The 26,369-nt window shown below is 56.2% G+C and carries 26 protein-coding genes; 6 read left to right on the forward strand and 20 right to left on the reverse strand.

Features of this window, described 5'->3' with window-relative positions:
• Positions 1-3 precede the first annotated feature (3 nt).
• Entirely contained in the window at positions 4-687 is a 684-nt protein-coding gene (locus CLV87_RS03140; RefSeq protein WP_099243485.1) for an ABC transporter ATP-binding protein, read from the reverse strand.
• A 98-nt stretch (positions 688-785) separates the two neighbouring features.
• Positions 786-2,111: a lipoprotein-releasing ABC transporter permease subunit gene (locus CLV87_RS03145; RefSeq protein WP_099243484.1), complete on the reverse strand. Its 1,326-nt coding sequence runs from the start codon at positions 2,109-2,111 to the stop codon at positions 786-788.
• 181 nt (positions 2,112-2,292) lie between these two features.
• On the opposite strand from CLV87_RS03145, the gene CLV87_RS03150 reads away from it, so the two are divergent.
• Positions 2,293-3,405, forward strand: coding sequence for a pyridoxal phosphate-dependent aminotransferase (locus tag CLV87_RS03150; protein WP_099244829.1), 1,113 nt, complete (start codon positions 2,293-2,295; stop codon positions 3,403-3,405).
• Positions 3,406-3,530: 125 nt separating this feature from the next.
• Positions 3,531-3,788 (forward strand): histidinol phosphate aminotransferase, encoded by a 258-nt coding sequence (locus CLV87_RS03155; protein WP_235871817.1) that lies wholly within the window; start codon positions 3,531-3,533, stop codon positions 3,786-3,788.
• 107 nt (positions 3,789-3,895) lie between these two features.
• On the opposite strand, the gene CLV87_RS03160 is transcribed toward CLV87_RS03155, so the two are convergent.
• On the reverse strand, positions 3,896-5,095 hold the full coding sequence (locus tag CLV87_RS03160; RefSeq protein WP_099243483.1) for a pyridoxal-phosphate-dependent aminotransferase family protein: 1,200 nt from the start codon (positions 5,093-5,095) through the stop codon (positions 3,896-3,898).
• Between the two features lie 154 nt (positions 5,096-5,249).
• On the opposite strand from CLV87_RS03160, the gene CLV87_RS03165 reads away from it, so the two are divergent.
• Both CLV87_RS03165 and CLV87_RS03170 read left to right on the forward strand, forming a co-directional pair.
• Positions 5,250-5,978 (forward strand): fused DSP-PTPase phosphatase/NAD kinase-like protein, encoded by a 729-nt coding sequence (locus CLV87_RS03165; RefSeq protein WP_099244825.1) that lies wholly within the window; start codon positions 5,250-5,252, stop codon positions 5,976-5,978.
• Positions 5,971-7,734 (forward strand): ABC transporter ATP-binding protein, encoded by a 1,764-nt coding sequence (locus CLV87_RS03170; protein WP_099243482.1) that lies wholly within the window; start codon positions 5,971-5,973, stop codon positions 7,732-7,734. Before CLV87_RS03165 ends, CLV87_RS03170 begins: the two co-directional genes overlap by 8 nt.
• 2 nt (positions 7,735-7,736) lie before the next feature.
• On the opposite strand, the gene CLV87_RS03175 is transcribed toward CLV87_RS03170, so the two are convergent.
• Complete coding sequence (locus tag CLV87_RS03175; RefSeq protein ID WP_099243481.1) at positions 7,737-8,414, reverse strand: TIGR04283 family arsenosugar biosynthesis glycosyltransferase; 678 nt, start codon at positions 8,412-8,414, stop codon at positions 7,737-7,739.
• A gap of 61 nt (positions 8,415-8,475) precedes the next feature.
• Here CLV87_RS03175 and ygfZ point away from each other — a divergent pair, with 61 nt between their 5' ends.
• Positions 8,476-9,213 carry a CAF17-like 4Fe-4S cluster assembly/insertion protein YgfZ gene (gene ygfZ, locus CLV87_RS03180; protein WP_099244823.1) on the forward strand — a complete coding sequence of 246 codons (738 nt, stop codon included), beginning with the start codon at positions 8,476-8,478 and terminating at the stop codon, positions 9,211-9,213.
• A gap of 75 nt (positions 9,214-9,288) precedes the next feature.
• Here ygfZ and CLV87_RS03185 read toward each other — a convergent pair whose 3' ends face one another.
• Both CLV87_RS03185 and efp read right to left on the reverse strand, forming a co-directional pair.
• The gene (locus CLV87_RS03185) at positions 9,289-9,747 is read right to left on the reverse strand and encodes a GNAT family N-acetyltransferase (protein ID WP_099243480.1); all 459 of its coding nucleotides are present in this window, start codon (positions 9,745-9,747) and stop codon (positions 9,289-9,291) included.
• Positions 9,748-9,837: 90 nt separating this feature from the next.
• Positions 9,838-10,401 carry an elongation factor P gene (efp, locus tag CLV87_RS03190; RefSeq protein WP_099243479.1) on the reverse strand — a complete coding sequence of 188 codons (564 nt, stop codon included), beginning with the start codon at positions 10,399-10,401 and terminating at the stop codon, positions 9,838-9,840.
• Positions 10,402-10,615: 214 nt separating this feature from the next.
• On the opposite strand from efp, the gene CLV87_RS03195 reads away from it, so the two are divergent.
• Entirely contained in the window at positions 10,616-10,936 is a 321-nt protein-coding gene (locus tag CLV87_RS03195) for a DUF6280 family protein (protein WP_099243478.1), read from the forward strand.
• 123 nt (positions 10,937-11,059) lie between these two features.
• Here CLV87_RS03195 and CLV87_RS03200 read toward each other — a convergent pair whose 3' ends face one another.
• From CLV87_RS03200 to CLV87_RS03265, 14 genes are all read right to left on the reverse strand, one after another.
• Positions 11,060-12,232, reverse strand: a complete 1,173-nt coding sequence (locus CLV87_RS03200; RefSeq protein ID WP_099243477.1) for a hypothetical protein — start codon at positions 12,230-12,232, stop codon at positions 11,060-11,062.
• Between the two features lie 72 nt (positions 12,233-12,304).
• On the reverse strand, positions 12,305-13,765 hold the full coding sequence (locus CLV87_RS03205) for a TolC family outer membrane protein (protein WP_099243476.1): 1,461 nt from the start codon (positions 13,763-13,765) through the stop codon (positions 12,305-12,307).
• Positions 13,766-13,787: 22 nt separating this feature from the next.
• Positions 13,788-14,441 (reverse strand): protein-L-isoaspartate O-methyltransferase family protein, encoded by a 654-nt coding sequence (locus CLV87_RS03210; RefSeq protein WP_099243475.1) that lies wholly within the window; start codon positions 14,439-14,441, stop codon positions 13,788-13,790.
• A 706-nt stretch (positions 14,442-15,147) separates the two neighbouring features.
• Positions 15,148-17,826 carry an HD domain-containing protein gene (locus tag CLV87_RS03215; RefSeq protein WP_099243474.1) on the reverse strand — a complete coding sequence of 893 codons (2,679 nt, stop codon included), beginning with the start codon at positions 17,824-17,826 and terminating at the stop codon, positions 15,148-15,150.
• Between the two features lie 166 nt (positions 17,827-17,992).
• A complete protein-coding gene (locus CLV87_RS03220; RefSeq protein ID WP_099243473.1) occupies positions 17,993-19,462 on the reverse strand; it encodes a hypothetical protein in 1,470 nt (489 codons plus the stop codon).
• Positions 19,455-19,733, reverse strand: coding sequence for a hypothetical protein (locus CLV87_RS03225; protein ID WP_099243472.1), 279 nt, complete (start codon positions 19,731-19,733; stop codon positions 19,455-19,457). The genes CLV87_RS03220 and CLV87_RS03225 overlap by 8 nt, the downstream gene beginning before the upstream one ends.
• 13 nt (positions 19,734-19,746) lie before the next feature.
• Positions 19,747-20,010 carry a hypothetical protein gene (locus tag CLV87_RS03230; protein ID WP_133840676.1) on the reverse strand — a complete coding sequence of 88 codons (264 nt, stop codon included), beginning with the start codon at positions 20,008-20,010 and terminating at the stop codon, positions 19,747-19,749.
• A 104-nt stretch (positions 20,011-20,114) separates the two neighbouring features.
• Complete coding sequence (locus CLV87_RS03235) at positions 20,115-20,849, reverse strand: hypothetical protein (protein WP_099243470.1); 735 nt, start codon at positions 20,847-20,849, stop codon at positions 20,115-20,117.
• Positions 20,850-20,955: 106 nt separating this feature from the next.
• Positions 20,956-21,174, reverse strand: coding sequence for a ribbon-helix-helix protein, CopG family (locus CLV87_RS03240; protein WP_133840677.1), 219 nt, complete (start codon positions 21,172-21,174; stop codon positions 20,956-20,958).
• 623 nt (positions 21,175-21,797) lie between these two features.
• A complete protein-coding gene (locus tag CLV87_RS03245) occupies positions 21,798-22,805 on the reverse strand; it encodes a phage late control D family protein (protein ID WP_099243468.1) in 1,008 nt (335 codons plus the stop codon).
• Positions 22,796-23,014, reverse strand: coding sequence for a tail protein X (locus CLV87_RS03250; RefSeq protein WP_235871819.1), 219 nt, complete (start codon positions 23,012-23,014; stop codon positions 22,796-22,798). The genes CLV87_RS03245 and CLV87_RS03250 overlap by 10 nt, the downstream gene beginning before the upstream one ends.
• Positions 22,983-23,396, reverse strand: coding sequence for a phage tail protein (locus tag CLV87_RS03255; RefSeq protein ID WP_099243466.1), 414 nt, complete (start codon positions 23,394-23,396; stop codon positions 22,983-22,985). The genes CLV87_RS03250 and CLV87_RS03255 overlap by 32 nt, the downstream gene beginning before the upstream one ends.
• A 2-nt stretch (positions 23,397-23,398) precedes the next feature.
• On the reverse strand, positions 23,399-25,954 hold the full coding sequence (locus CLV87_RS03260) for a phage tail tape measure protein (protein ID WP_099243465.1): 2,556 nt from the start codon (positions 25,952-25,954) through the stop codon (positions 23,399-23,401).
• Between the two features lie 120 nt (positions 25,955-26,074).
• The gene (locus CLV87_RS03265) at positions 26,075-26,365 is read right to left on the reverse strand and encodes a phage tail assembly protein (protein WP_099243464.1); all 291 of its coding nucleotides are present in this window, start codon (positions 26,363-26,365) and stop codon (positions 26,075-26,077) included.
• Positions 26,366-26,369 lie beyond the last annotated feature (4 nt).

A 26,369-nucleotide genomic window follows, 5' to 3' on the forward strand; every position in this document is an offset into this window, starting at 1 on the left:
GCTTCAACCTTCGCGCAGCAGCCCGGCCTCAAGATGTACACAACGATCCATACGCGCGGCAAGCTCCAGGTTATGGGTCGCGATCAAGGCGGACAGACCCGTCTCGCGCACAAGCGCCATGAGGGCCGCAAAAACCCGATCCGAGGTTTCAGGGTCAAGGTTCCCGGTCGGTTCATCCGCCAAAAGCAGTTTAGGCGCATTGGCCATGGCCCGGCAAAAGGCCACACGCTGTTGTTCCCCACCCGACAAGGCACCGGGCCGATGCTCAGCCCGGTCTTTAACCCCGACACTGTCCAACAAATCAAGGCTGCGCGCCTGCGCGGCACCGCGCCCGACGCCATTGGCCAATTGCGGCAGAACCACGTTCTCAAGGGCTGTGAACTCGGGCAGAAGATGGTGAAATTGATAGACAAACCCAACCTCAGAGCGACGCGTCGCCGTGCGCTTGCGGTCAGAGCGCCCCTGCATCGCCTCGCCTGAGATTTCCACACTTCCAGCCGTAGGCGTGTCCAACAGACCCGCGATATGCAGCAGCGTCGACTTCCCGGCACCAGAAGGCGCAACCAGAGCCACAACCTCGCCTCGACCGAGCTCCAGATCGGCACCGCGCAAAACCTGGACCTCGCCCGCTTCGCCCCGGTTATAGGTCTTTTCAATTCCTTTCAGGCGCAACACGAGATCAGACATGATCAGCCTCCTTAACGAGGGACCGCATCCAAATTCCGTCGACGGAATTTGCAAAACTTTTGCAAAAGTTTTGGGCGCTTACCGCCCGGACAGCATTTTTATTCATAGCGCAGCGCCTCGACGGGGTTCATCCGCGCCGCGCGGCGGGCCGGGAAGATTGTCACGATAAAGGAGAGGCCCAAGGACAGGCCAACTGCCGACAGGACATCGCCCAGTTGTAGTTTGGCTGGCAGCGCATAGATGCCGCGAATGGATGGATCCCAAACACCGCCCCCGGCGACGTAGTTCACAAAGGCAAAGATCGGGTCGATATAAATCGCAAACAGGCAGCCCAAGATCACCCCGGCCAACGTCCCCAGTATCCCGGTAAAGGCCCCGCAGATAAAGAAGACCCGCATGACGGAGCCTTCGGTCAGCCCCATGGTGCGCAATATCCCAATATCGCGGCCTTTGTTTTTCACCAACATGATCAGCCCCGACACGATGTTCATCGTGGCGATCAACACAAGCACCGAGAGGATCACAAACATCACGTTATCTTCGATCTCAAGCGCGCGCAGGAACCCGCCCGAGGCATCCTGCCAGGTCCAGATCAGCGCCCCGGCCCCAGCGGCCTGGGCCACGGGTGTGGACAGGGTTTCAACCGCTTCGGGATCGGTGACAATGACCTCAAGCTCATCCGCGACACCTTCGCGATTGAAATAGAGCTGCGCCTCGGCAAAAGGCATATAGACTCGTGTCTTATCAATGTCATAGCGCCCAGCGGTGAAAATATAGACCACCTCATAGGCTTTGATCCGAGGCGAGGTGCCAAAGGCGGTTTTCACCCCGTTTGGCGAAATCAGTTTGATTGTGTCGCCCACGCCGACCCCCAGCGTCAGAGCGACGCCAGAGCCAATGGCGATCCCGTCGTCAAAGCGAGCTAAGTCACCGCGCCCGGTTTCGGGATCAGCGATGCGGCGGATCTTGGTAATGTCTTCTGCCTTGATCCCGAACACCTCGACCCCGGCATTGGCCCCCGTGACATTGGCCATGACCTGCCCTTTGACCAAAGGTGCGACGCGGGTCACGCCGGGCACCTGGCGCACCGCCTCGGCCATGCCCGCATAGTCTGGCAGGGTGCGCGTGGGACGGTCATATTCGTCAAGGCGCTGCATGTGATACACGGTCAGATGCGCGTTGCTGCCCAGGATCGTATCAACAAACTCTGCACGAAATCCCGAACGAACCGCCAGGGTCGCTATCAAGGCAAACACCGCCAAGGTGATGCCAATCAGGCTGATCCAGGTCATGACGCTGACGCCACCCTCGGCACGTTTGGCGCGCAAATAGCGCCAGGCAATCATCCATTCATAAGGCGCGAAGGGCGCGGGTTGTCTGGTTTTGACACTGCTGGTTCTGGGGCTATCGGACCCGTTGGGCATCTTGGCCTCTTTTCGCTGCTCCCTTTCGCTTGACCAGTTTGCACGCACAGGGTCAAGCGCGCATCTGATCGCGGCGTGGTTTCTGGCAAAGATGTGCTGGTTTTCCCGCAATCCGCTGCGCAAACCCGTCGCTCATGGCTTCCCCCTTGCCCAAGCGCCTGTCTTGGCCAATAACCCGGGCATGACCGGACCTCGCTACCCCTCGCTGATCGCCTCGCTTCCTGAAACCGTGCCGTTTGTCGGCCCCGAAGTGCAGGAACGCGCCCGTGGCGCGGCGTTTGATGCGCGATTGGGAGCAAATGAAAACATGTTCGGCCCCTCGCCCAAGGCGGTTGATGCCTTGCAGAGAGCGGCGGGAGAAATCTGGAAATATGGTGATTCAAGTAGCTTTGATCTGCGCCATGCGCTGGCGGATCATATTGGCTGCGCCCCGGACAACCTGATTGTTGGCGAAGGCATTGATGGTCTGCTGGGCTATCTCGTGCGTTTGCTGGTCGAACAGGGCGACGCGGTTGTGACCTCGGATGGGGCCTATCCGACGTTCAACTATCATGTGGCCGGGTTTGGTGGGCAGTTGCACAAGGTGCCTTATTGCGATGATCGCGAAGACTTGCCCGCGCTTCTGGCCAAAGCCGCTGAGGTCGATGCCAAGCTGGTCTATTTCGCCAATCCCGACAATCCCATGGGCAGTTGGGTCAACGGGGCCGAGATCGAAGCGGCGCTGGATCAGATCCCCGCGGGCTGCCTGTTGATCCTTGACGAAGCCTATATTGAGTTCGCGCCAGAGGGCGTTGCCCCCAAGATCGCCTGTGACGATCCGCGCGTGATCCGCTTTCGCACCTTTTCCAAGGCCTATGGCATGGCCGGGGCGCGGGTTGGCTATGGCATCGGACATCCGGCGCTGATCACTGCTTTTGACAAGATCCGCAATCATTTTGGCATGAACCGGGCCGCTCAGGTCGGGGCGCTTGCTGCGCTCAAGGATCAGACCGGGTTGCAGGATGTCCTGGCTCAGGTTGCGAAATCCAAGGCCGAAATCACCCGGATTTCTGAGGAAAACGGTTTGGAGCCCCTTCCCTCGGCCAGCAATTTCGTGACGATTGATTGCGGGGCGGATGGTGACTTTGCCCGGGCGGTGCTGGCCAATCTGGTGGCGGATGGGGTCTTTGTGCGCATGCCTTTTGTCGCGCCTCAGGATCGTTGCATCCGGGTCAGCGCCGGTCGCCCCGAGGATATGGCCGCCTTTGCCCGCGCCCTGCCAAAAGCCTTGGCCAAAGCGCGCGACACCGGCTGAGGCTCGGGCTTAACCAAAAATTGACACCTGACGGGCAATCTAAGGGGCACACGCTGCCAACGCCATATGTCTGCCCGCAGCCCATTCGGACCGCGAGCCTTTGGCCCATCACAGGAGCCGGTCCCATGCATGATGCTGACCCTCGCCCATCTGGCCCGCAGGTAAACGGGTCAAACTCCGTTGCAAATCTGATCTTGATCTTTGCCAATATGATTTGGATTTTTCTGGTGATCTGGTCAACCTGGGGGATTGGGGCGGTGATGATCCTTGGTGCGGCCTTGAACCATCTGATCACCCGCTACGAATTTGGCCTGCGACGAGAGGCGGCTGGCATCAACGCGCAAGACGACAGCGATGATGACCCACGGCAACCCCAGACCTGACATCCATACCTGGCTTTGCGTGCGCGGTAGGCGCTGACAAAAGTTTTACAAAACTTTTGCAAATTCCGTGCACGGAATTTGGATGCGCGGGCCTGCCGGGCCTCCTTCTAAACTGATGAGGCTGTGCTGATCACCTGCGCCGCAGCCGCAACCCCACCCGGGTTGTGCGCGATACCCAAGGCATCAAGCCCAGCCTCGACACTGCCCAACATGCCCAGAACCATCGTGGCATTTAGATGCCCCATATGGCCAAATCGGAACACACCGGCTCCGGTCGGGTCAGCCTCGGTTCCCATGCCCAGGCCAATCCCCAAGGTGACACCGGCATTGGTGCTGCACCACTCCCGTAGCCTGTCGCCATCCGGCGCACCAATCTTGACCGTTGTCACCGCATGAGAGCGCTGCTCGGGGTCAGCGACGTTCAACGCCATGGGGCTGTCCCAATACTCAACCGCCGCCCAGATCGCTTGGGCCAGTGCCTGGTGCCGTGCCCAGACAGCTTCGATCCCTTCGGCTTTGATCATGCCCAGCGCAACCTCCAACGCATAAAGGTGATGCGTGGGCGCGGTGCCGCCAAAATACTGATAAAAGATCTCGGGCTCGACCCGAGGTTGCCAATCCCAATAGCCAGACACCCGGGCCAACGCCTGACGCGCCGCCATGGCGCGGTCATTGAACCAGACAAAACCCAGCCCCGGAGGCACCATCAGCCCCTTTTGACTGGCCGAGATCAGAACATCGACGCCCCACTTATCCATGTGCATTTCATCGCAACCCAAGGACGCCACACAATCCGCCATCAGCAGCGCCGGATGGCCAACCTCATCCAGAACCTGACGCAAAGCTTTGATATCACTGCGCAAAGAAGTTGAAGTATCGGTATGCACCGCCAGAACGGCTTTGATCTGTTGCCCCTTATCGGCCAAGAGCGCCGCGCGCACCTGTTCGGGATCAATGGGCGTCTGACGCCCGTGATCGATCAGCTCGACCTCAACCCCAAGATTTTGCGCCATTTCCGCCCAGCCAAAGCCGAACACCCCCATGACCGGGGCCAGAACCTTGTCACCGGGTTGCACCACATTGCTCAGCGAGGCCTCCCAAACGCCATGGCCATTGGCTATGTAGATCGCCACCTGGTGCTGCGTCTGAGCGACATATTTCAGATCCCGCACCAGCCCCTCGGTCAGCACCCGCAACTCATCCGAATAGATATCGGGCGCAGGCCGCATCATCGCCTGCAAAACCGCATCCGGCATAACAGAAGGCCCCGGCAGGGCCATGTGAAGGCGCCCATTGGCAAGTGACATTGGCAAATCCTTTGAAACAGCGACCATTCCCGACAAGTCGGCCCTGGCAACTTTGGGGCAGAGTACCGCTGCGTTAGGGATCGTCAATAGCGCGAATGCTTGCCAGTTGCGCGCGCAAGGCTTAAACCGCGCATCTGAAGCTAAGGGACGTATGATGCTGGCGAAACTCTGGACGAAACTCGACGATGCCGAGCGCCGCCTGCGCCGCTCCTTTGGCAAGGATATTTCGACCCCGTCGGCCCGACGCTGGGCAAAGCTGCACTATCACCTGTTCGATCATGCGTTTCTGCGCGTCTTTTGGACCAATTTTTACCAAGTTGCCCCAAATGTGTGGCGCTCGAACCAACCCACCCATGCGCGGTTTGAAAAATATGCCCAGATGGGCATCAAAACCGTCATCAACCTGCGCGGCGAAGACAAATTTTCTTATTACCTCTTTGAAAAAGAGAGCTGCGAACAGTTGGGTCTGGCCCTGGTCAATGCCAAACTCTGGGCGCGCAACGCGGCCTCGGCGAGAAAGATCATCCCGGTGATCGACGCCCTGCGCGAAGCCGAACGTCCGATGATGTTTCACTGCAAATCCGGGGCTGATCGCGCCGGATTTGTTGCGGCGATGTATTTGATGATTTTCGAAGGGGCCAGCGTTCAGGAAGCCAAGAAGCAGCTTAGCCTGAAATACATCCATCTCGACTTTACCAAAACCGGGGTGCAAGACTATATCCTGTGTGTCTACGAAGCGCGGTTGCAACTGGGTGACATCGGGTTCGAAGATTGGATCCGCACCGAATATGCCGCAACGTCCATTCAGGAAGGCTGGGACAACAAGGTGCCGGAACTTGAGATTGCCAAAAATCTGATGACCCTTGAGCAGACCAATGCCTGACACGCCGTCCGAGCCAAACGTAGAGGCCGCCAGCTGGCCCTTGTTTCGGTGGCTTTGGACCCGTTACCTGAAACGCTATGTCTGGCTTTTGTTGCTGGCTGGCGGGTTGATGGCGCTTGAGGGCGGGCTGACCGCCAGTTTCGCCTTGATGATGCGGCCCTTGTTTGACGATGTCTTTCTTGGCGCGGATCAAAACGCTCTGATCTGGGTGGGTCTGGCCGTTTTTGCGATTTTTGTGGGCCGTGGCCTAGTTAGCATGGCGCATAAGGTGATCCTGAATGCGATCTCACAGCGGTCCATGGCGGATATCCGACAGGACATGTTGACCCATCTGATGCGACTCGACGTGGATTTCCACGCCGCCCATGGGCCGGGCCATTTGATCCAACGGGTGGATGGCGACGTGTCGGGCATCGCCAAAGTCTGGCGGACCTTGGTGACGGGTGCGGGCCGCGATGCCGTGACCTTTGTTGCTTTGCTGGCCGTTGCCTTGTGGACCGATTGGGTCTGGACCCTGGTCGCCCTGATCGGCCTTCCGCTGATGATCGGCCCCACGGCGTTCCTGCAACGCTATGTCAGACGCAATTCGCGCCATGCCCGCGAGGTCGCCGCCGACCAATCCACGCGGCTGAATGAGGTTTTTCACGGAATCCTGCCGGTTAAGCTCAACCAACTCGAAACCTATCAATCCAAGAGCTATGCCAAGCTGCAAAAACGCCGGGTTCGGACCGAAGTGCGTGCCTCGGCTGGGCAAGCCTCTTTGCCGACGCTGATCGATATCATGTCCGGGCTTGGCTTTTTCGGCATTCTTTACCTGGCCGGTGGCGAGATCCTGAGTGGTGAAAAGACCGTTGGCGAGTTCATGACCTTTTTCACTGCCATCGGTCAGATGTTTGAGCCGCTGCGCCGGCTGGGCGCGGTCAGCGGAGCCTGGCAAATGGCGGCGGCGGCGATTGAGCGGATCAAGCTGTTGCTCGAAACTCCATCACAGTTGCGCGACCCCGATCGACCAGTGAGCGCCCCGCAGGGCGTGCCTGGCATACGGTTAAAGGATGTTACCCTGGATTACGGTGATGCACAGATCCTGAACGGGTTGAGCTTTACCGCTGAGGCGGGCAAGACCACCGCCTTGGTCGGTGCCTCCGGGGCCGGGAAATCCACCGTTCTCAACCTGTTGACCCGTTTGGTCGATCCCAAGGATGGTCGGGTCGAAATTGCAGGCATCGCCCCATCAGAAATGAGCTTGCACGATTTGCGTGGCATGATCTCGGTCGTCAGCCAAGAGGCGCTGCTGTTTGACGAAACCCTGCGCGAAAACATCGTGTTGGACCGCAATGTCAGCGAAGAGCAGTTGCAAAATGCGCTTGAGGCCGCCTCGATCACCGACTTTTTGCCGCGTTTAGAAACCGGGCTCGACAGCAGGGTTGGGCCGCGTGGGTCCAACCTGTCCGGCGGGCAGCGCCAGCGGGTGGCCATCGCCCGCGCCTTGCTGCGCGACACCCCGATCCTCTTGCTGGATGAGGCGACCAGTGCGCTTGACGCCCAATCTGAGGCCAAAGTGCAAGCCGCACTGGATCACCTCGCCATCGGTCGGACAACGCTGGTCATCGCCCATCGCCTCGCCACCATTCGCAATGCTGATAAGATTGTGGTCATGGATCATGGCCGCGCCATCGAAGAAGGCACGCATGAAGAGTTGCTGGCCAAAGGTGGGGCTTATGCAGAGCTGTGCAGGCTCCAGTTTGATCAAGGCTAAGATCACTTTCGATAAGCGCGCGCCAGATCCTCGGGCTTGGCCCCGGTCAGGAATCGGGCCAGCGTCCACAGATTGCGCCCTCCGCGCTTGAGCCAGCCCTGACGTTGATACTTCTCCGCCGAAGTCACCGCACGGAAGTCCAAGCCCTTCAAGCCCCCTTTGAGCGCACGGGCCATCACCACATCCTCCATCAAAGGAATATCAGCAAACCCGCCGACACGCGCATAGGTTTGACGGTCAATCAGCAGCGCTTGGTCACCATAAGGCAGGCCAAAGGCGAGAGACCGCAGATTGGCCCAGCCCGCCACCAATTGCGGCGCCAACCCAGCAGCATCAAAGCGCAAACACCCGTAATAAGCCCCGTTCTGCGCCAAAGCTGCCGAGATATGCGACGTCCAGCCTTCGGACAGCACCGTATCCGCATGCAAAAACAGCAACCACGCCCCTTCTGCCGCCCCTGCCCCGCGCCGCAACTGCCCGCCGCGCGATGCTTCTCCGGTGACGATGGTGGCCCCGGCGGCCTCGGCAATCCTCAAACTGCCATCCGTTGAGCCCCCGTCAGAGATCACCAATTCCCGGATCAATCCCTCCGCAAGGCCTTCGCCCAACGCCGCCAGACAAAGCGGCAACCGATCAGCGGCATTCAAGGTCGGGATGATAACGGAGATTGGGGCGCGCATGGGGTCTGTTCGTTTGGGCTTTACCGGCCTATATGGCAATCACGGACAGAAGGAAACGATCATGAGCGACACCACACGCAAAGTGCTGCGCCTCAGCGGCAAGGATGTGACGGCTTTTCTACAGGGGCTCGTCACCAATGATGTGGAAAAGCTGACAGAGGGCTTGGTCTACACCGCCCTTCTGACCCCCCAAGGCAAGTACCGCGCCGATTTCTTTCTGGTGCCCGATACTGACGCGGTTCTGCTCGACGTTGCGACCGATCTCGCACCGGGGCTGATCCAGGCGCTGAGCATGTATAAACTGCGCTCAGACGTGACGATTGAGGAAACGGATCTTGCAGTCACGCGCGGGTTGGGCGACGCGCCAGAGGGCGCTTTTGCCGATCCGCGCCACCCAACTTTGGGCTGGCGCGCCTATGATGGGCAACCCGGCCAAGACGTTGACTGGGACGCCCTACGCGTCTCCGCCTGCATTCCACAAAGCGGCATCGAGCTGACCCCTGATACCTTTATCCTCGAAGCCGGCTTCGAACAGCTGAACGGGGTCGATTTCAAGAAAGGCTGCTATGTCGGCCAAGAGGTCACCGCGCGCATGAAACACAAGACCGAGCTGCGCAAAGGTCTGGCCGTGGTGGAAATTGAGGGCGACGCCCCCGCCGGAACCGAGATTTTGGCCGGCAAAAAACCGGCGGGCACCCTGTTCACACAATCGGGCAACCGCGCCATCGCCTATCTGCGCTTTGATCGCGCCAAGGGCGACATGCAGGCGGGCAGCGCCAAGCTTCGTTACACAAGGTGACCCCAGGGTTTCTTTGGGCCAAAAATATCCCGGTGAGTCCCGAGCCTGCTCTGGATGAGGCAGCGCCCCTGCCCCCTACAGGTATTTCTCCAACATCAAAGCCCGGTCCACCGCCCCGACCGAGCGATAGAAATCCGTCGCAGGCAAGTTGGTCGCGTCCTGGGACACGACCCAACGGCTGATCCCCTGATCACGCATATCCTGTTCCATCCGCGCCACCAGTTGGTGCCCCAGACCCAAGCCTCGATGGGTCGGAGCGATATAGAGATGGTCGATCTTGATCCGACGACCGCCACGGCGCAGGCCATTCTGCGTTCGGTCCTCTTGCAAAGCGAGCAAGTAAGCCACCAATCCCCACCCCGCGTCGACCGCATAGATTCTGCCCCCTTCTGACAAGGCTGAGCGCAAGATATCCAGGTAGGCCTCATCCGCCCCTTCGGCATGGTAAATATGCGGTGACAGACACACGTGGAAATTGTGCAGCGCGCGGAACAGCGGCAGCACCTCATCTAGGGTCGGATTGATCACAATCATCAAAAAAGCCTCCGGGCCAAGTGCCGGAGGCTTTGTTCTTTCAATCCCACTCCCCCAGCTTTTCGGGGGATATGCGCGCGGTCCCCGAGGTCAGGCGCGCTCGGAATACGACATGGTTTCGGTGTTCACCACGATGGATTCACCCTGCGCGATGAATGGCGGCACCGAGATGCGCACACCATTGTCCAGCACAGCCGGTTTAAAGCTGTTCGCTGCGGTCTGACCTTTAACCACTGGCTCGGTCTCTTCGACCACACAGGTGACCTTTTGCGGCACGGTGGCGTTCAGCGCTTCGGCCTCGTGGAACTCCACAACGATGGTCATGCCGTCCTGCAGAAACGGGCGGCGGTCGCCCAGGATTTCGGACGCGATCTGAACCTGATCATAGGTTTCGGTATCCATAAAGATCAGCTGACCAGCATCCTCATAAAGGAACTGCATGTCCTTTTGTTCCAGGCGCACGCGCTCGACCTTGTCGGCGCTGCGGAAACGTTCGTTCAGCTTGGAACCGTTGCGCAGATTGCGCAGCTCGACCTGTGCAAAAGCACCGCCTTTTCCGGGCTTCACATGGTCGACTTTGACAGCGGCCCACAAGCCGCCGTTATGTTCAAGTACATTTCCGGGCCGGATTTCATTTCCGTTGATCTTTGGCATAGCAAAACCTTGTCAAAAGGTTGATGAAACTTTGACGCATCCTATATCTGGCAGGTTCCGCCAAAGCAAGGCAACGATATGTCGTGGTCGCCTTTTCGAAGCTATGCGTTAACGGAATGGGTGCTATGCAACTATGGGGTACCCGAATCGGTATGAATAGGTCATACACGCCCTCACGCCGAAAAAGACAAGAGCAATAATCAAAGGTCGAGATATGAGAGATTTCGTTGACGGCACCGCTTTTAATGCAGAGCAAGGTAATCGCGCTCGCAAGCTGTTCGCAGCAGTGGTGTTGGCTGCCCTAGACGACGCAATCGCTGACGACAAGAAATACGGCAACGGTCCGGAACAGATCGCCCGTTGGGCACGCTCGCGCGATGGTCGCGAAGTGTTGTCCTGCGCGGGTATTGATCCGAACGAACGTGTTGTTTCTGGTTTGATGGAGTTTGTGTCCAAAGGTGTCCGCACCTCTGTCGCGCTTTCGCGTGAAGAGAGCGAGCGCCGCAATGCAGCACAACAGGCAGAAGCCGCCTGATTTTCCAGGGTTTTCCTGTATCAAAAAACGCGCCCCATTTTGGGCGCGTTTTTTATTTCATCTTTTCTTGTCAGCGGGTCTTGGTTTTCACCGATACTGCGTGGAATAGATCCGCGCTCAGGTTTAATCGAAATCCTGGCTCATCAGCACACGATTGATTTCGCGGCGCACAAGTTTGCGGACATTTCGAGTGATCCGCTCCCCCAGCGCGCCTTGCAATTCCTGACGCACAATTTCTGACACCATGCTGCGCAAAACGGTTTCGTCAATTGTCAGGTTATCGGCATTTGCTACAGGTTCTGCGGACGCCATGTCAGCCCCCTCACCCCCAGGCAACTGTTCTACCTTTGCGCGAGCGGCCTGCACATCGTCGTGAACATCATCCTGGGCGACACCTTGATCTGCGTCCGCTGCGTCTTGCCAATCCAAAACTTCGGATGAACGCTGAAAAATCGGGGCCTCGGCATCGCTAGCGGGGTCCTCTGGTTCCCAATCCTGGGCGTGATCCCGACCGACCAAGGCCTCAAGCGCGGCGATCTTATCCTCAAGGCTGTCATCAGTCGCAGAAACCGGCGGCTCGACCTCCTCTTCCTGACCAACCACATCCTCAGCCTCTCCGCCCAGGACGTCGTTCAGAGCTTCGTGCAGGTTTTCAATCTGCGCGGCCTGCGTATAGCTGTCCGGTTGGCTTACCTCCTCAGCCGCATCTAGGTCTTCGGCCTCCACGTCATCTGGAGCGACCATTTCGGCAAGGGCTTCGCCAACCTCTTGCTCAACGATTTGCAGCAAGGCCCCGTCGTCGATCAGATCTTCATCGGCGGTTTCAGCCTCGTCCTCCAACCCGGCCTTCAGCTCATCCACTGCCGAAGCCGCCGCCTCGTCAGCGTCTTCGTCAATCTCAGGCTCTGCAGGCTCATCCGGTTCGACGTCTAAATGAGCCTCGTCACTCTCAGGGTCTACATCTTGCTCTTCGATGACATCATCAAGAGCAACGCCCTCTGGCGCGGCCTCTTCGACAAGGGGGGCCAGATCCGTCAACAGGATCGGCGTATCATCATCTTGCGATTCGGCTGTGTCGGCCTCGGATTTCGGCGCATCATCTGAGACATCCCTGTCTTCGGGTGAGACAGGTGCCAGATCATCATCGCTCACCCGCAAAGCCGGGGTCAGAACCAGTTTTTCAGGTTGTTTCACAGGATTCTGCACAGGTTTCATAACCCGCGCATCATCCGATACCAGCCGTCGGATAGAGGACAGAACATCCTCAATTTCTACATTCGTAACAGGGTCGGTCATTCTTTGTACCACGCTCGCCTCGGGCATAACTGTACCCGGTGAGCCTGATTCAGACAACAGATGCTGAAAAAGTTACTCTTTTCCCATCGCGCGAAGCACGCGATCCAGCTCTCGACCCTGCTTTGAAGTCGCAGATGGCGCAGATTTGACCAAGTTATAATACTCAGCCGCATCATATTGTGGCACGTCCAAGTGCAACGCCTCAGCGGTCAACTGACCCAGTGATGCAAGAATGGCATAGGAGGCCACAACTTCATCCACTTGCGCAGAAATCAGGTTGGTGCGTGCATCGATCAGATCCTGCTCTGCATCCAGAACATCCAGAGTCGTACGCGCGCCCAGCTTGGCCTCTTCGCGCACACCGCGGAACGCAACCTGAGCCGCGCGAACCTGCGCCTCAAACGCCTCGCGGCTGGCGCGGGCCACGTCCAATTGGACATAGGAATTGCCGACATTCTGGATCACAGCATGGCGCACCACATGCAGCCCGCCGCGTGCACGGTCACGATTGGCACGTGCCTCGCGGATCGCCGAACGGATCTTGCCCCCGGAATAGATTGTCCCGGTGGCGTTCAACCCGATTGTACCCGAGCGCGTATAGCGATTGGTGTCGTCATCATCTGTCGTCACACCGTAGCTGCCATCCAGCGTCACGCGCGGCTTGAGCGAAGCTTCGGCGATATTGATGGCCAATTCCGCGCCAGCCACCTGATGTTGAACCGAAATCATGTCAGGATGAGACCGAACCGCCTGTTTCTTGGCCGCATCAACGGACCGCGGCAAGCGCGGTGCGCCTTTGGGCGTTTGCAGATTGCCCGGTTTGCGTCCGACTGCCGCCCGGAATTCCTCTTGTGCAATCACAAGCTGCCCTTTGGCGGCAGCCAAGGCCGATTCCCCCTGCGCCAAACGCGCCTGGGCCAAAGCCACATCTGTCCGCGTGACCTCGCCAACTTCAAAACGGTCTTTGGCCGCCCGCACCTCTTGTTGGATGACCCGCACGCCATTTTGACGCAAGGCAACGGTGTCATAGGCGCGCCGCATCTCCATAAATGCACCAACCGCGCGGAACAAAACCTGCTGCTCAATGGCCAACAAATCCGCTCGCGTCGCCAGTACGGTTTCCTTGGCGGCTTCAACCCTCAGCCGGTTGCTACCACCGGCATAGAGTGTCAGAGACGCAAGCAACCGCAATGTCGCCTCATGAGAGGCGAAACCCGTCGTGCGATAATCACGAATGGGCGTGAAGGGAAAATCGGGCAGGGTCGCTACTTGCTGGTAATTCCTCGCTTTGCCAAACGTCCTTTGCACGCCGGCAGACCAGGACAAAACAGGGCGCAAATCCGCCATGGCCTGAGCAACGCCTTCATCAGCGGCGCGCAAGACCGCCCGGTTCTGTTCAATCAGACCGGAATGCTTGTAGGCCGCAACCAGCGTATCTGCGAGGTTTTCGGCCCAACTGGCCGAGGCAGAGGAGACCAAAACAGACACGGCTATCGCGCCGCTTACACAAAACCGTTTATACCCAAAGGTCATTCTGCCCCCTGTTCCCCTGATGTTACAGGGCGAATTCTGTTGCCTTTTCAAATCCCTTGAGCACCGGAGCCGTTCCGTTGAACGCGTGACGCCAAGCGATTTCGCCTTCTAACTTATGTCCGACCCGCACGGTTCCAAGGGCATTCTCAATAAAGATGCAGGCAATTCTGCCACCTTCCTTGAGTTGATCGGCAATCGCCGCTGGAACAACCTCTACACCGCCCTGGATGATGATGACATCATAAGGGCCATGCTCGGCTGCGCCATCGGCCAGCGAACCGGTGTGAAAAACAACATTGTCTGAGTGATTTTCGCTCAAAAGGCTCTGAGCTTCGGCAACCTGCGCCTCATCGTCTTCGACAGCAATGACCGCTTCGGCAATGCGGGCGATGACGGCTGAGGAATAGCCAAGACCCGCCCCGATATCGAGCACCAGGTCGTCATTGGTCAGGTCCAAAACCTCCAACATTTTGGCAAACAGGCGCGCATCCAAAAGATGACGTCCAGACCAAAGCTCAACATGGTCACCGGAATAGGCGGCTTCGACCTTTTCCACGGGAACAAATTTCTCACGCGGAACGGTGAGCATGGATTCAATGATCGGAAACTCGGTCACGTCCGAAGGACGAACCTGTGTGTCAACCATCATGCGGCGGCGGGTGGCAAAGTCTGTCATGCACTAAACTCTTTCGTTCAGATACTTGCGGATGGTTGTGCCACATTTGCATCCTCGCGGCAATGACCGAGCGCGTTCAATCTTAGCTTATGCGGCAGCGTGACCTTATTTTTCATCATCAGTCGTTTTTGCCAAGATATCCGCTTGACCTCACCGCCGCATCCGCCTAATCAGGCCTCCACTCTGGCGAGTTGGCGGAGTGGTGACGCAGCGGATTGCAAATTCGCGAATTTCCCCAACATTTTCAAGCGCTCGGTGTGTGACAGCCCCATGGAACGTACCGAATACAAATCGTGAAAGTGCGGTGGCCCCCTTTTGCCCAAAACTCAAACTTTGCGATACAAACCACACGCGTATAAACTGGTCGTTAACCATCTCGTCTGATCATCATAGCATGTTTGTTTACATTGCGATTGACCGACCAGATTCGTCCCTGCCAGATCGCAGGCAAGGATATATAAGAGCTGAAACCGAAGAAGCTGCCCAAAAGAAGGCTGGAAAAAACGTTCTTTTGGTTCTCACGCCTAATAAGGTTTGGCCAGGGCCTCCGAAATCCGACATTTGCTGGTTGTGATAGCGCTGATCACCATTCGGATCGCCTTGCATCAGCATAGCTGCGCATGATCCTTAGCCGTCTGATTTGAAACTCCATGTGCGCATGCACAGCTTCCACATAGTCCAACTCACAGTAGCAAATCAGGCTTAATCAACTAATAACAAGGCACCAATCAGGCTTTGAAAGCGACGGAATTCGAGTGTCAAATAGAGCCTCTTGAGCCACAGTCAATTCAGGATCTCGCCCCATTTTATTTTTCATCATGTCTATCAACGGAAACAAAACACTAGACTGCGAACGCATCTCGGGTATCGCGATGCTACCCCCATTGCTCTTATGAAGTTTTCTGGAAACTTCCCTAGGCACGACGTAATCAACTTTGGGCCCAAAAACTACTAGCTCTTCTACCGTTTCAACTTCAAAATACTCAGGAGACAACTGATTATAACCTAATATCCCAAATTGAGACGTGATGCTAAATGAAGCGGGCACAATAACTCTATCGCTTCTTTTTACAAGCTCCTCCAAAAACCTTGCCGACCTTTCCACTCCTCGATGAAGAACAAGCGGAATTTCAAGCTTTTTTCCTAACGTACTATAAACGGCTGAACCCAAGAGCAATTGTTCATGCCTGGTCATTAGACCGAGATCGACCATATTAAGTTGCCCCTCTAGCCAGCGATCTATTGCCTTCTCTGGCGCATTGGGGTGAGCATATTCTCTAGACGCCCTCACAGTTGAGCATTCTACTACACCAATAAATGGGATTGGGGCGCCTGTGGAAGTCGTCATCGGGATTCCTAATTGACCGGTGACAATACCACCAACAGCCGCACAACCAAAGGAACCTGAATTACCTGAGTTACCTCTCGTTAGTTCCTCAACGTCCAGAGCGGCTCTACCATGAACTGTACCGCTGGCATCGGTTATGGAACTAAGCATGCTTTGTGGTTTGTGTCGTTCAAATTGCTCCGTAAAGCCAGTAAAATAAAGTTCGTCTAGGAACTTAGTCGAAGCGCTCCCATAGATGTCTGGGAGATGTCGAAACTGCTCGCCAGTTCTTAGGTCTTTGAATTGGACCTCTACATCCAAGAAAGACACCATTGATAACAACCTCTGTGTAAAACCTAAACTTTTAGTGTTCTCCGCCCTCCTTTCAGCCTCTAATTTGCGCAACAACCCCCTAGCGGTTCGCTTGTCTTTTTTTGGGGGAGCTTCTGCCTCGATAAGTTCAGCTTTCTTTAGTGACATTGTAACCCGTGTCGAGGTGTCATTTGGCAATCTGTCACTTGCATTTGTTCTCAACAAAGGGCGCGCTGCCAATCCCGAAAACTCAAGGGCATTGGCTTCTCGCTTGCCAAGATCATATCGCCTCGAAGTAACTGAAACTTTGTCCGTGAAGTCAAAAATGGAAAAAAATCCAATTCCAAATTTACCTATTCTCTGGAAACCTGATGACCTTAACCCAGGAAATTCTTCGCGAAGAGCACTCGAATCCCAAAAGGTCTTCCCAAAGTCCACCAGAGTTGTTGTTAAAACCCTCGAACTCATTCCCAATCCATCGTCATCTACATGAACCAAACAAAGAGTGTCATCGCTTGGGTGGGCTTCTATGGTAACGTTTATTCTCCCAAATTCTTGGCCCCGTTGTTCATGGGCGCGCCTCGCGCGAATAGCGTCAGCAGCGTTTTGTATAAGCTCCCTAAACGGGACAAGTATGTTTCGACCGTAGAGATTTTCTCCACCCAGTTTTTTTGCAAGAGAAACCGGATCTGTGACTCGGATACTGGCATCAATAGGGTGCCAATCGGTTGTTTTTACCAGATTGGCGAACGAACGTGACGATTTAGCACCGGCAACACGCTGAACAACGAAAGGAGGCTGCCCAATTTCAGTTAGCAACGCGTTTGAAGAGTTGATTTCTTTATCCAAAATCTGGGCAAGATCATACGCAACCCACCACGCTTCCGAATCCTTAGAAGAAAAAACAGAAGAGGAAGTAAATTGAATAGAATCGCCGCAAACAGTCGGACGGTTCAGTTTACTTTGAGCTAGCCAGTGAGCCTTCGAAAAGCCGGTCGGGTTTACCGCCGCTTGGAGAAGGAGCGGAGCTCGGGTCCGGTCAACTTGGGCTGCATCCGCGCATCGCAAAATGCATGCTAACTTTTGCTCATTGATATCCCAACCGGCAGGTAGACTTGGACTACCACCAATTTGAGACGACAACTCTTCAGCCACACGGTTGATCGACCAGTGATGGCTGTGGGCGATACGCCCAATACACTCTCCAAACGCTTCTCGAAGCTCACTGTTCTCTAGGAGGTAAACATTGTTGCCAGGCTTCAATACCCAGGCCTGCGTGCACAGGCTTCCCGCTCGTTCTGCATGGAGTTCACGCAAAACCGCGAAGAGTACCGAAGCTTCTTGCTCAGCGGTAATTTCGCTGCCTCCTGTCTTTTGCAATTCGTCGGCAACTAGGTCGTCCCAGAGATCAAGTTTCTTAAGCCCTGCGCGCCCCTCTGGATAGGCAATGGATGTAAGCCCGGCGTCATGTGTTAAAATCGCCGCCCCCAATACAAAGGTCTCCGAAGGGTTCAGTTCCCACTCGCTTCCACACAAGAGATCCGCTGATGTCCACAAAGCATCCACATGGGAAATGTCGTGAACCGTTAAGTTTTTACAATCGGCGGGGATGTGGGTTACCAGCTCTTTCACCTGATCGCGCATAGAAAGCAACGCTGTCCGAAGAAGTGATCTTGCCTCTTCATGTTGATCATCTTCTCTCGGCTCAAAAGCCTGTCGCCACAAATCTGTTGTCTGAAAATCCATGCTACCCTCGAAACCTCTGATTAATCCATATTGTTTTAGGCTTTTGGTTGCAATGATTACAGGAAGTTGTGCAGTGACTTAGATAGGCACCACATTGCGCTTGTTCCTTCATTGGGTTCACCGAGAATATTGAGTCAGCTCTAAATGGAACGCGTTTACACCGTTTTCAATGGCTCCATCCCGGTGCAGAAAGGACCAAACCGTCCACTCCGACAATCGTTGTGTCGCGGCTGATATAGTGTGGAACGCCCGCAGCCGTCAAAGCGGCCTCCAACTCCGGACCGGTTCGGTTGCCGAAGCCAAAGGTGCAGCCCGCCTCTACTGTGATCGATGCCGGGAAGTTGGTTCGACCCGCCTGGTCGGCCAAGTCCTTTAGGACCGTGCCGCCCTTCAAAACGAGATGAGATTGCTCGACAGTGACGTCAGAGGGCCAACGCACCCAGAGGAACCGTTTGTCATTGTCGCTTTCATCGCGAACATTATCCAAAACCAGAGTGGGCGCGTTGAAAACTGAGCCGGTTGAGCGCACGCAAAGCTGGTTTTTGTAGCTTAGGCTGTTGGCCGCGCCACCGGCGATTACGGTATCTTTCAACGTCAGGTGGCTGTTTGCCCCGGCGAATGTGACCAAGTTGGTTGTGTTCGTGACCGGATTGGCTGTGGTGTCGATCCGCCCGCCGCCGAGAAACTCCCAAACGCCGGCACATTTGAACATGTTGTCGATCGCAGTGACGCGAAGCTCTGCATCGCTCAAAATCCCAGCGCTGTAGACGGGCAGCAGCCCAGCGCCTACCGCGTCTTCATCAAAACCGCTCCGGCAATTGTCGATGGTGACAAGGCCACTCACAAAGACCTTGCGATAGCATTGGTTGCCGCTGCCATGGGCGTAGACCGCCTTGGCAAAGTTCTTTGCGGTCAGGCCATCAATGGTCAAACCCATGTCGGAGTTGAATTGCGGCGAGTAGAAATTGACCGCTGCCCCTGACGCGCGGCCATGAGCTGCGTCAAACATTCCCGAGCGCGGTTCCCCAATGGCCGCATGCCGCGTTAGAAGGGCCGGGCCAACCCAGGCGTGCCCCCCGGCCCCAATGACTTCGCAATCCACAAAGGTGGCAGGGTCGCCGTAATCGGAAACGCCCAAGGAATCCTTACTGAAAGCACCGATCATCCGAGCCTTGCGAACAGTCTGGCCATTAAAGAAGCCATGAGACGCCTTGTCAGAACAAAAGAGAGCTTGTCCCGTTGGATCACCTCCGCCAGGTAGCTTTACAAAGAGGTCAAAGGGGCCGGTGGTTGACGCATCAGATCTTATGTCCTGTTCGGTGGAGCCGGAAACATTGACCGCAAATCCCGCCTCTTCAGCGGCTAGGGTTGATAGGTTGGCCGCAATGTCTGCACCACCCACAATCCAATCCAGGAACTCGCTTCCGTGCCAGACACCAAAATAGGTCGTGTTGCTTCCGGTTCCGCCGGGTGTGTGTGGGTCTGCAAGGTTGATCTGGGTGGAAAACACCCCATTGCCCTCGTTGACCCATGTCGCCGAAGCGAGAGATTGACGTGCATCCAGCAGCGCCAGACCTAGGCGGCGCGGGAACGGGCTGAGCGAGCCCAGAGGCGACGGAAAAGGGCGACTAGGCATGTCGGACCGACACCAGCCCGCCAAATGGCGCATACACCCACAGATGATCCGCATCGGGGGCGTCAAGGAATATCTCGGCCAAAGTGCCGCGCTCACCTTTGCCGGGCGGGCATTCCAGCGCACCGCTTGTGTCTGCCGGTTGGACATTGCCAACGGACGGTTGAAACTTCAGATCCAGGCCGCGTTTCGTCTGGAACACGATTCCGCCCGTCGCCGGTGCCTGTGTTAGCAGGTTCCACCCGCGGACCAATTCGATGTCACCTTTTGCCATGCTGGTTCCCCACTTAGTTGCCCTGCCGCTGGAGCAGCGTTTTGATGTCGGTTTGGATTTCCCTTAGGGTTTGGCCAGTCGAGTTTTCATGGCGGCTGATCCGGGAATGCAGGTCGGTCACATTGTCTTTACGTGCCTCGGCCTCGCGCTCGACATCTTTTTCAATCGCGCGATTGCGCTGCCTGTTGAGGGCTTGCCCAACTTCCAACCGGATACCGAACCCGACCAGAATCGCAACCACAGGCCAAAGGGCTTTAAACCATTCCATAATTGACACGCCGTTCCCCTTAGACTCCTCGTTTGAAGCGAACATGGGGAAAACGGGAGATGGTTTCCTCTGGCGGTTTCCTATTGTTTGGAATATTTTTCTCGTGCCGTCGGCTACTCAGGCGCGTTAAGAATTGCCTGATCACAAGTCTGCGTGAGGATAGATAAAGCTCGCTCGATGGAAGCCCTTCTGTCATTCCTTAAAGTTGGGAACAGCCCCTCTAACTTATCGCTAAACGCATAGTTTTCCTTGCCGAAGAAATTTAGCTGACTGTCGATCAAAAGCCACTGCAAATTCTGACTAAGAGTCTTGGCTTCTTCACGCTCATCTTCGTCGAAAAATATTGTGATTCCAGAGACTGAATTTATAAGTTCTTCAATTGCTTGGCTGTCCCTCTCGACTTGCATCGAAAACACATAACCAGATTTGGAAGCTGTTAACCAATCTACGAAGTCGAGGTCTTTGGACAATGGAGCGACAAAACCGTTTAAATCTAAGGTGTCGTCTGGAAACAATTCTTTCACGTTCATGCCTCCGGACCAAGTCAAGGTAGACTGAACTCTTCTAGTCGCCACAAGAAACTCTTCGCAAACTTGGATCCGGCGCAACTGAAGGTTGGCTTTGTATGGAGTATCGATCGTTTCGATCAATATCCTCGTTTGCCAGAGCGAGACCCCCGCAGCTATCGATGCTACAACCAAGGCCAACACTTCGACCCAATTACCAAAGGTCATCTTTCGCGAGTTTTCGGAAGGCAGGTTTGGTGCAATCTCGACAGAGGGCGCTTCTGGTTCCGTCTTCGGTTTACGCACCTTTGTGAAGCGTCCATCGACCTTTCTGACAGCCATAATTGCTCACCTCGAAACACTGATCTCAAAAGACTGCGTTCAAAATGCTTTGGCGACAAGATGTGTCAAAGAAAAAGAGGGCCGAAGCCCTCTCTTAAGTTTCGTGTCACCTCAAGATGATGACTTCTGTCTCTTTGCCTTCCGGCGTTCGCAAGACGATCGTGTCGCCGTTACTCTGCCGGTCGCTCAGTATCTCGAGCAGCTCCACTGATCGGCGGATCACTTCCGAGAGTGAGTCGCTGTCCAGGCGTTCCTTCAACGCTTCGATCTTTGACCGCGTGCGTTCCGACATCGCCAGGTTCATTGGCTTTTTTCGTTCTCCCATCGGAGCTCCGTTTCCAAGTCGATGAGACCGTTATCACCACAGCGCTCAACAGAGCGGTGATTTGTACGGACATGGGCGCGTTTGCCCCCAGCCATACAATGGCGATGATTGTAGCAAGGCCAGCAATCCAAGGGTTGGACGGAACGACATGTTTCAAGAAATCCCACACACCTTTGACTGGTGTTTCTGGCATGTCAGTTACGTTCAAGTCCTCAAAATCGGACCCATCGATATAAAGTCTACCGTTCTCTTTGCGCGCCATCTGGCCTGTTCTCCGTATAGCTACGGAGGTGAGGCCAGAATGAGCGCTCGAGATGCAGTGCAGATGATTGGTTCATCAGCCTACCTCCTCAAACAACTCAAACTGGAGCACGCCTCGCCTCACAAATTCTTGTGCGTGTGTGGAGCGCGCTAGTTTTCGTTGGGTTGAAATCAAAAACTTAGAGGTCTTAGCAATGGCCTCGCTGGACATGAAAGGAAACAAAATTGCAGACACACGACGGCGAAAAGACATCTCCCTCTCGAAAATCCCATGGCCCCGACCCGGGGCGCAGGATTCTCTATTCATGGGAGACCTAACCTATACCTGCGCACAACATGCGCACAAAGTCAACACTTGATGGCTAAGCGATGCGCTTCGCTTGCGCCGTGGTGCTGTATCCGGCCTCAGACAGTTCGTGCGATGCAGTTTCCACCACCCATTGGCCAGACGCCGCCGCGCTGAAGTCGAGCGGTATGATTTTGCTCTCTGCAACCAAACTGGGGTTTCCCGGCATCTCGATAGACAGGGTTTCCATGGAGCGCCCAGCGCGTCGGGCTTCGACCTGGGCAACGGCCTGCGCCTCGGCCTGAGAACCAAATCGGTGGCGTAATCGGCGCACAGGTTCCCCCTCGCCCACTTTGACCTCGATATCCTTGCCTTGATCCAGATCCCGATAGGTGGCGATGACGGTGCCGGTTGCCTCGCCAAGGCTGCGCCCCATCCCCCAGCGTGTGACATCCGCTTCTCTGAGAGAGAGTACAGGCATAGGCTCACCAGATGCTTTGATTGCATCCCCCTTCCGCCCGACAAAAAGCACCCCACCGGTGGGCTTCGCAACCAAGTCATATGCCGCCGCGATACGGGTTAGGACTGACATGTCGCTCTCATCGATCTGGTCGATATGCCCGGGCTTCAGTTTGGCCGCGGCCTCGGTAACTCCGGGCTCCAAACCATTTTCTCCGGCGATTGTGGTCACGATATCATTCAGGGTTAAGCTTTCGTCCCAAGAGCAGGATTTTTGCTGGTGAATTGGTGCCTTGCCGCTCTTTGTTTCCCCCTGGGCCTTGGCACGGCAGACAACCCGGATGGATCGAGGCGGACCACCCTCGAAGACATCATCGACAACATAAAGCCCCATTGATTTGAAGTTTCCCAGATAGCCTAGGGCGATTTCGATCTCTGCACCCGGCTCCGGCATTGCAAAAGGACCAATGGGGGATGCGTTGGCAAAGACGATTTCAGCCGTATCAGAGACAAAGCCCGCAACATCTGTCACCCTGATCGATGTCAGATGCGAAAACGCAAAGCTTGATAGGGGCACACCATCGATCGTGACGCGCGCAAAGGGGCGAAAATCACTCAGCCCCATAGCTGAGCCGTTTCAACAGGGGTTTGATTGCCCCTCTCCGGCAAGGCAATACGCAGCCCGGCGCGAAGCACGGCCCCCTCGGCGGCAAGCCCAGAGTTGGCACGTAGAACCGCCTCGACCTTGCCGCCCAGCGCATCACCATAGTGAGCGGAGACAACCTGGTCTAAGACATCCCCGTCAGAGGTAACGTAGTAAAGATCTGAGGCCACCGTCATACCTCGCCATTGCCAAAGTGAATTCTTGTTTGTGGGGCACGCCCTGAGACGCAAACAGCTCTTGCCCTTCAGTGATGCTTTCCACCACCCAGAGGCCCAGCACCCGCCCCAGACCGGATACAAGGGGCATGGGCAGGCCTAAACCGGCTTGGGTGCGCATCTTGTCCACCTGTTTCAAACCGCCTCGGAAATGCGGATAAATCACGCCCTCTAGCTCGATGTTCTCCGGGCCATATCCCGTGAATTGCAGGGCGTCGTTTGAGCCAATGCGCGACTGGCGTGCCCAGCGGTATTCCGTCGATCGGCTAAGGCGCTGATAGGTAGCATTGTTGATCGAGAATTGCAGAAACCCGAGCTGCAGCATGACTTCAGACATTCCTACCTCCCGTGCAACCCGGTTGCCGGTACGCGGTCAAACAAGCCGTTATGATGATCGCGCTTGTCTTCTTGCTTCAGGAGGCGCACCACCTCATATGCATCCGCGTTTGCGGCGTGGATGGTGTAGTTTTTCGTGACGTGCTGAGTGACCGCTTGGGCCGCCGCTGATTGGGCCATGGTCGCGGCTTTCGAGAACAGAGCGTTGACCCGCTCAGAAAGGCCACTGGGGGCCGTAAGCCGTTTTGAGCGCCCGCCTATCACAGATCCCACTTTGCCAGCGTAATCAGCGAGCTGGCGCATGGCACGATTGTCCGCGACATACCCCGCTCGGTTCTCAAATTTCAGTTCTGGGCCCAGCTCACCAGTCAAAGTCCAACCGGGATTGAAGGGGCCGCCCAGCGCCCGCTTGGTTACTGCTGAGCCGGGTTGCATCGACGGAGGAATGTTGCCGCGCAACCGATCCATGCCACTTGGCTGGCCCGGTTTCTTGTTCCCTCCGGGGTTGCTGTCCAGAACACTTGACTTTCGCCCCATCCCGACCGCTTCGGAAATGGCAGAACCAGCCTTTTTGGCATTGTCCATTGTCCAGGTCAGCGCCTCAATCACCGGCTTGATAAAGGCCATGACGCTATCGAACTTTTGACCAATCCAAGTCAAAACCGGATCGAGCGCAGCTTTGGCTGCTTCCCAGGCCCCGGCAATTCCGCCCGTCGCCTTCAGACCATCGATCACCGGCTTGATGAATGCCGTCCAAGTCGCATCAAAACTAATCCCTATTCCGCTTATGGTGGGGTTGAGATTGGCCTTCAATCCATCCCACGCCAGGCGGATGCTTTCCGTGTCAACAAGCCCCGCGATGACGGGTTTGATTTTAGCGGTCCAGGTCGATTGAAAATTGTCGCCAACGCCCGAAAGAACAGCCCCGTGGGCCGTCTTGAACATCTTCCATTGGTTTTCGATCGGCTCGGTCAAGCCCAGCTTGTCAGTGACGGGCTTGATGACGTTTTCATAATTCCATGCAAAGGCATCGCCAATGGTGGCGAGGGTACGATCAAACGCGCCCTCTAAGCCCGTCCACATGGTTTCTAATCCATGGGCGGCCCGATCCATGTCGCCCGTGAACACACCGCCCACGAAATTGCTGAACCCGTTGAACGTTTTTTTGACATCCCCCCACATGCCTTTGAACCACGGGGCGAGCTTGTCCCAATTTGCATAGATCACCGCTCCGGCCGCGGCGATACCTGCGACGGCCAAGCCGATCGGGTTCATCATCATGGCGACACCGATCGCACGGAGTCCACCGGCCACCAGAGGCAACACCCCCTGCAACCCAATGAGCGCTTTGCCGAAGCTGAATACCGCCGCGCCGAACTTGACAACACGGGTCACGGTTCGGGCTGCAAGAACAGCACCAATGACAACACCAAAGTTTTCCCACCCGCCAACCATCTCGGCGGTGCCTTCAACCACGCCCCATACAATGGAGCTGACACGGCTGATTCCGGCAAAGACTTCACCGACCAGCGGCAAGACACGCTCAACCCCGCTCGCGAAATCCTCTGACCATTTGATGATGCCTTCACGGTTGTCGATCAGGGCGTCCCCTACCCGCTTCATAGCCTTGGTCACAACAGGCATGAGTGCCGCGCCTACCGTATTTTTCAGCCCCTTTAAGGCAAGTTCGGTGTCCAGGAGCGTATCTTGGAAAACCTCCGCGTCGCGGGCCGCTTGTTCCGTCAGGACATAGCCGGTGCGGCGCGCATCTTCGCGAAGTTGTTCCAGGCCCTCAGAACCACCACGCAGCATGTTCAACATGCTGATGCCCGACCGGCCCAATAGGTCGCTGGCCAGGGCCGCCTTTTCGGCATTGCTATCGATGCCCTGCAAACTGTCTGCGATCGCTGCAAGAGCCGCTTCGGGTGACATTGCGGCGAGATTTTCGGCAGACAGGCCCAAGGCATCAAGCGCGTCTTTTTGCGCGCCCGTTCCCTCAAGAGCCAGACCAATGTTCTTGGTCATCTTTTCTAGCGCGCCGTCAAAGGTGGCGGTTGCCACCCCGGAACGCTCAGCCGCATAGCGCAGCTCTTGCAAGGTCTCGATACCGATACCCAGTTTGTCGGCAGTCTTAGCTACATTGTCGCCCAGCTCGGCAGTCGAGGATGCGACCCCGAAGATCGCGCCACCGGCCAAACCAGCTCCCACCGCAATGCGGCGCGCGTTTCGCCCGATATCCGAGGCCATGGAATTGAATGTGGCACCAACGCGGCGTGACGCTTTGGCTGCCCGGTTCCACCGCTCTTGTGCGCGCCGCAAATCGTTTAAGGTGCGCTCAAGGTCCTGATATTCGCGATCGAGCTCTTCGACCGATTTGCCTTGCTTCTTGAGAACGGCGCGTTGGCGGTCCAATTCCTTTTGGCGGCGCTCAACCTTTTTGATCGAGTCACCGACCTGTTCAAGGCCGCTTTTGAGGAAACCGATATTGCGCTTTACCGACCCTTCCAGGGCCGCGCCAACCGTGATCGTTGCATTCAGGCGCTGGTTCTTACTGCTCATGCTTTTGCAGACCTTCTAGCCACCAAAGGAAACGACTTGTTGGCATCGCCAGAATTTCGGTTTCTGACCAGCCGGTGTGATGGGCCAGACGCAATGTCCCGACCCTCACTTGGTCGCTGGTCAGCTGGTAAAAAGCTCGTATGCGGCCTGAAGGCGCGAATAGGCGCGGATTTTCAGAGCCCCGATCGCTTCAGGCGATTGTTCTGTCAGGTTCGCAAACAGGCTGATTTCCTTGTCACCCGCATGACCCGCGCTCTTGTCAGCGGTCACCTGATCTTGCGCAGTTGGCTCGCGCATGGTCAGGACCTTGACTTTGGTGCCGTCGATTTCCGGCGCGCTTTTCAGGTCGTCAAATTTGATGGTGATAGAACCGTCATCGCCTTCAACCAACCACTTAGGATTCTCGCTCATGTGC

The sequence above is a fragment of the Pelagimonas phthalicica genome (assembly GCF_004364805.1).
Classification (GTDB): Bacteria; Pseudomonadota; Alphaproteobacteria; order Rhodobacterales; family Rhodobacteraceae; genus Pelagimonas; species Pelagimonas phthalicica.